Source organism: Nonomuraea sp. NPDC003201, assembly GCF_053590415.1.
Window position 1 is genome coordinate 1 of sequence record NZ_JBSFTC010000497.1, and the last position, 5,516, is coordinate 5,516.

The following is a 5,516-nucleotide window of genomic DNA, read 5'->3' on the forward strand; positions in this document are numbered from 1 at the left end:
CGCGCCGCTGGACCGGCTGCCGCTGCCCGCCCCCGTGCCGGCGGCGTCCGTGATCACCGCCGACAGGGGAGCGGCCGGGCCGGTGGCTGCCGAGCTCGTACGGGAGATCCAGGCCATCTTCGCCAAGGAGCTCGAACTGGACGACGTGGAACCCGACGACGACCTGTTCGATCTCGGCGGCCATTCCCTCACGATCACCCAGATCATGGCCAGGGCCCGGGAGCGGTACGGCGTGGAGCTCTCCTTCGAGGTGTTCATCGACGACGCCACCGCGACCAGCATCGCGGCGGAGGTCGCCCGCCTGCGGGAGCAGGCATGTTGAGGGAGCGCGTGGCCGCGCTGGTGGCCCAGGCCAGCGACGGCGAGCTCACCGCGGCGGAGGTGCTGGCGGCCGACTGCTCGCTGACGGCGCTCGGCCTCACCTCGCTGGGCTACATCCGGCTGATCGACGCGATCGAGGAGGCGTTCGGCTTCGACATCGAGTTCGACGGCAGCCTCGACACGCTCGACGGGCTGGTCGACCACCTGTCCCGGTTCGCGGGCCGCCCGTCATGATCGGCCCCATGATCGGACCCGTGATCGGACCCGTGACGGTCGAGTTCACCGGCGCCAGATCCGGACAGGGGCCGCTCACCTGGGGCCAGCGGGCGATCTGGCGGCTCACCGAGTGGCTGCCCCCTGGCGACCCGTACTTCAACATGCCGTGGGCCCTGCCGGTGCACGGCAAGCCCGACCTGCCAGCCGTACTCGCCGCTCTCGCGCGGCTGCTCGGACGGCATGAGAGCCTGCGGACGAACTGGCTCCCTGACGCGGAGCAGACCGGCATGGTGCAGCGGGTCGCGGGGCAGGGGCGCTTGGCGGTCGAGCTGGTGGACGCCGCCGGCTCCCGGCCCAGGGTGCTGGCCGGGGAGATCGCCGCCGACCTCGCGGCCAAGGGCTTCGACTACGCCGACGAGCTCCCGGTGCGCTGCGCCGTCGTCATGGACGGCGGCAGGCCGCGCGCGGTGGCGTTCGCGTTCACGCACATGGCGGTGGACGGGTTGGCGCTCGACGTCATCGCCGGCGAGTGGCCGCGGCTGCTGTCCGGGGAGCCGCTGCCGCAGGACGTGCCGCAGCCGCTCGACCTGGCCGCCGAGGAACGCTCGCCCGAGGGCGCGGCCCGCGGCGAGCGGGCGCTCAGGTACTGGCGGGCGGCGCTGGAACGGATGCCGCGCCCGCTGTTCGCCGCGCCGCCGGGCAGGCCCGAGGAGCCCAGGTTCGTCAAGCTCGGCATGGAGTCGGCGGCGCTCGGCGCGGCGGCCACCGGGCTGGCCGCGCGCTGGGGGGTGAGCACCAGCAGCGTGCTGCTCGGGACGTACGCGACGCTGCTGTCCCGGCTGACCGGCCGCGGCACGGTCGCGCTGCAGCTCATCGTGGGCAACCGGCACGATCCCCGGCTGGCGCCCATGGTGGCCACCCTCGTCCAGGACGGGATCTTCGTCCTGGACGTGGCCCCGGGCCAGCCGCTCGCCGAGGTGGTGCGGGCCGCGAACCGGGGGGTGCTGGCGGCGTACCGGCACGCCCGCTACGACCCGGCCGGCCAGCGGGCGCTGATCGAGGAGACCGGGCCGCCGCCCACCGCCTACTTCAACGACGTACGGGTGGCCGGGGGCTGGCCCAACCTGCCGCCGAACCCGCCCGCGACCCCCGGCCGGATCTTCCCGGTGGGGGCCTGGCCGGAGGTGGACGCCGAGGTGTTCTGCACCGCCGGGCCCGCCACCCACACCTGCCGGCTGGACCTGCTCGCCGACACCGCCCTCCTGCCCCGGGAGGCGATCGAGGCGACGCTGCGCGAGGTCGAGACGCTACTGGTCAGCGAGGAGAACACGTGAGTGCCGAGATGCGCGTGGTCGTCAACCACGAGGAGCAGTACTCCGTCTGGGCCGCGGATCGCGAACTGCCGCCCGGCTGGGCCGACGCGGGGTTCGCGGGCACCCAGGAGGAGTGCCTGGCCCACATCGAGACCGTCTGGACGGACATGCGCCCGCTCAGCCTGCGAAACTGAAAGGCGATACCGACGTTGAGTGACGACACGACGCCGCCCCCGCGCAGTGCCGCGAACGGGACGGCGGGCACGATCTGGCGGTGGCTGGACAAGGCCCCCGACGCGGTGGCCGTGACCGGCTCCGACGGTCAGGTGACCTACCGGGAGCTGCACCGGCGCGTCGAGGACCTGGCCGCCGTGCTGCGCGGGCACGGCGTCGGCCCCGAGACGCCCGTGGGGCTGTGCATGGAGCGGACCACCGGGATGCTCGTGGCGATGCTCGCCGTGTGGACGGCGGGCGGGGCGTACGTGCCGCTGGATCCGGCCTTTCCCGCCGGACGGCTGCGCATGATGCGCCAGGACGCCGGCATCGGCCTGGTGCTGACCCAGACGGGCGTCGATCCCGCGCTGCTGGACGGCGTTCCCGCCGTCGTCACGCTCTCGCCCGGGGGCAGGCCGCTGACCGGCGCTCCCGCCCCGGCCGGCGGGGTCGCGGCCGATGGGGACCGGCTGGCGTACCTGATGTTCACCTCGGGCTCCACCGGCCGCCCGAAGGGGGTGGCGGTGCCGCACCGGGCCGTGGCCAACCTGCTGGAGTCGTTCGCCGAGCTGCTGCCGATCGGGCCGGAGGACCGGTGGCTGGCCGTCACGACGCTGTCGTTCGACATCTCGGTCCTGGAGCTGCTGCTGCCCCTGTTCACGGGCGGCCGGGTGGTGATCGCGGCCACCGGGGAGGTCTCCGACGGGTGGGCGCTGCGCGAACGGGCCGTCGCCGAGGGGGTCACGATCATGCAGGCGACGCCGGCGGGCTGGCGGATCCTGCTGGAGTCCGGCGGGGTCCCCGCGACGATCAGGACCCGGTTGTGCGGCGGCGAGGCGCTGCCCCGCGATCTCGCGGACGCGCTGCTGGCCGACGGCGCCGAACTGTGGAACGTGTACGGCCCCACCGAGACCACCGTGTGGTCCACGGCCGGCCGGGTGCGACCGGGACCCGAGGCCGTGGATCTCGGCTCGCCCATCGGGCGGACCTCGCTCCACCTGCTGGACGGGAACGGGACGCCGGTCGCCGACGGGGAGGCCGGCGAGCTGCACATCGGCGGCGCGGGGGTCGCCCGGGGATACCACGGGCTGCCCGGCCAGACGGCCGCGCGTTTCCTGCCCGACCCGTACGCCGGCGTCCCCGGCGCCCGCATGTACGCCACCGGCGACCTGGCCAGGATCACGCCCGCCGGCCGGCTGGAGTACCTCGGCCGCGCCGACCAGCAGGTCAAGGTGCACGGATTCCGCATCGAACTGGGCGAGATCGAGGCGGCCCTGCGATCGGCCGCCGAGGTGAGGGACGCCGCGGCCGCCGTCCGCGACGGGCGGCTGGTGGCCTACCTGGTCCCGCGGGCACAGGCCGTGGACTGGGCCGCGCTGCGCGAACGACTGCGCGCCGCGCTCCCCGACTACATGATCCCGGTCCGGCACACGACCCTGACGTCCCTGCCGCTCACCCCCAACGGCAAGCTCGACCGCGCCGCCCTGCCCACCCCGTCGTGGACGCGCCCCGGCACCGCCGCCTTCCGCGCCCCGGCGGCCGGGGTCGAGTCCGACCTCGCCGAGATCTGGGCGGGGGTGCTCGGCGCCACCGAGCCCATCGGCGCCGACGACGACTTCTTCGAGCTCGGCGGCCACTCCCTGGCCGCGACGCAGATCATCGCCAGGGTCCAAGCCAGGTACGGCCTCGAGGTGCCGATCGTCGTGCTGTTCGAGCGTCCGACGATCGCCGGGTTCGCCGCCCGGCTCGACGACATGGACGACGCCGAGCTCAGCCTGGCCGACGTCGCCGCGCTGCGCGACCAGCTCGACGGCCTGAGCGCCGAGGAGCTCCAGGGGCTGTTCGACGACCTGGCGGCCGGGTCATGAGGGCGCCGCTGTCGCCCGCGCAGGAACGGCTCTGGATGCTCCAGCGGCTGGAGCCCGGCGACGCCTCGTACACGATGTACCTGGTACGACGCCTGCGCGGCCCCCTCGACCGCGATGCGTTCACCGCCGCCGTCGGGGCGCTCGTGGCCAGGCACGAGAGCCTGCGCACCGCCTTCACCGAGGAGGACGGCACGCCCTGGGCGGTGGCCGGGCCGGCCGGGTGGTCGCCGCGGATCGAGTGGCTGACGGCGGCCGGGGAGCAGGTGGGCGCGCTGGTCGCCGAGCGCACCAACGCCGCCTTCGACCTGGCCGCGGGCGTCCCGCTGCGGGTCGCCGTCGTCGAGGTCGCCCCGGACGATCACGTGCTGTGCCTGACGCTGCACCACATCCTGGCCGACGGGCACTCCCTGGAGATCATGCTCGACGACCTGGGCGAGCACTACGCCGCCGCCGTCGAGGGCCGCCCCGCCCGCCTGCCCGACGTGCGCATCCAGTCCAGCGACTACGCCCGCTGGCAGCGGCGCAGGGCCGACAAGGCCATGCCGTACTGGACCGAGGCGCTGGCCGCGCCACCGGTCACCGAGCTGCCCTTCGCCCGTCCGGGAGCGCGCGCGGCCGTCCGGGAGGGCGGCTATCACTGGGTACGGCTGGGCGCGCGGCACCTCGCCGAGGTCGAGCGGCTGGCCGTGGCCCACCGGGCGACCCCGTTCATGGTGCTCATGGCGGCCTACCAGGCGCTGCTGTTCCGGCACAGCGGGCAGCACGACATGGTGGTCGGCACCGTGGTCGCCGGGCGGGACCGGGTCGAGCTGGAGCGGATGGTCGGCTACCTCACCCAGACCCTGCCGCTGCGCGGCGACCTGGCGGGCGATCCGACGTTCGCCGAGCTGCTCGGGCGGGTCAAAGCGGTGGTGCTGGACGCGATGGGCCGGCCCGCGCCGCTGCTGGAGCGACTGGCGCGCGGCGTCGAGACGCTGCTGCCGACCGTGTTCATCCTGCAGGACTACGCCGCCGGGCAGGACCGGGCGTACGGCGGGGTCCGGGTGTCGGACTTCGAGGGACGCCACGAGCAGATCGTGGTGGACCTGCTGGTGGAGGTCTGGCCGGCGGGGGAGGAGCTGGCGATCTGCTTCGGCTACGACGGCGCGGTGTTCGAGGCCGGCGAGGTGGCGACGATCGCCGAGCGCTACCTGACGCTGCTGGCCGGGGCCGTGGCCAGGCCGGACACGCCGATCTCGCGGCTTCCCGCGTGGACCTGGCTGGACGAGAAGGCGATGGCCGAGCTGGCCGACGGTCCCGCCGAGCCGGTCGCGGACGGGGTGCTGGAGCTGGTGGCGGACGTGGTGCGCCGGACGCCGGAGGCCGTGGCCGTGCGCTGCGGCGACCAGGTGGTCTCGTACGCGGCCCTCTGGGACCGGGCCGGCGCGCTCGCCGGCACCCTGCGGGAGAGCGGCGTCCGGGAGGGTGACGTGGTGGCCGTGCGGCTGGCCCCGTCCGCCGCCGTCAGGGACTCCCACCACTCGGTCGCCGAAGCCCTCGACCCGGGCGAGTCGAGCGTGACGGAGACGTGCCGGGTGGGGGCGAT

The 5,516-nt window shown here is 74.8% G+C and carries 6 protein-coding genes; all 6 read left to right on the plus strand.

Annotation, left to right across the window (positions count from 1 at the left end; genetic code table 11):
• The coding region (locus ACWDX9_RS58920) for a phosphopantetheine-binding protein (RefSeq protein ID WP_449972294.1) at window positions 1-322 on the plus strand (322 nt) is incomplete at its 5' end.
• Window positions 316-555, plus strand: coding sequence for a phosphopantetheine-binding protein (locus ACWDX9_RS58925; protein ID WP_350735567.1), 240 nt, complete (start codon window positions 316-318; stop codon window positions 553-555). The genes ACWDX9_RS58920 and ACWDX9_RS58925, both read left to right, overlap by 7 nt.
• Before the next feature lie 8 nt (window positions 556-563).
• On the plus strand, window positions 564-1,871 hold the full coding sequence (locus ACWDX9_RS58930; RefSeq protein ID WP_449972297.1) for a condensation domain-containing protein: 1,308 nt from the start codon (window positions 564-566) through the stop codon (window positions 1,869-1,871).
• An 8-nt stretch (window positions 1,872-1,879) separates the two neighbouring features.
• A complete protein-coding gene (locus ACWDX9_RS58935) occupies window positions 1,880-2,044 on the plus strand; it encodes an MbtH family protein (RefSeq protein ID WP_449972302.1) in 165 nt (54 codons plus the stop codon).
• Window positions 2,045-2,059: 15 nt separating this feature from the next.
• Entirely contained in the window at window positions 2,060-3,931 is a 1,872-nt protein-coding gene (locus ACWDX9_RS58940; RefSeq protein ID WP_449972299.1) for a non-ribosomal peptide synthetase, read from the plus strand.
• Window positions 3,928-5,516, plus strand: a 1,589-nt coding sequence (locus ACWDX9_RS58945) for a condensation domain-containing protein (RefSeq protein WP_449972301.1), incomplete at its 3' end; no start/stop codon positions are given. The genes ACWDX9_RS58940 and ACWDX9_RS58945, both read left to right, overlap by 4 nt.

Coding starts and splice junctions, on each gene's coding strand:
- ACWDX9_RS58925 (WP_350735567.1), top strand. CDS start 316: ATGTTGAGGGAGCGCGTGGCCGCGCTGGTGGCCCAGGCCAGCGACGGC.
- ACWDX9_RS58930 (WP_449972297.1), top strand. CDS start 564: ATGATCGGACCCGTGATCGGACCCGTGACGGTCGAGTTCACCGGCGCC.
- ACWDX9_RS58935 (WP_449972302.1), top strand. CDS start 1,880: ATGCGCGTGGTCGTCAACCACGAGGAGCAGTACTCCGTCTGGGCCGCG.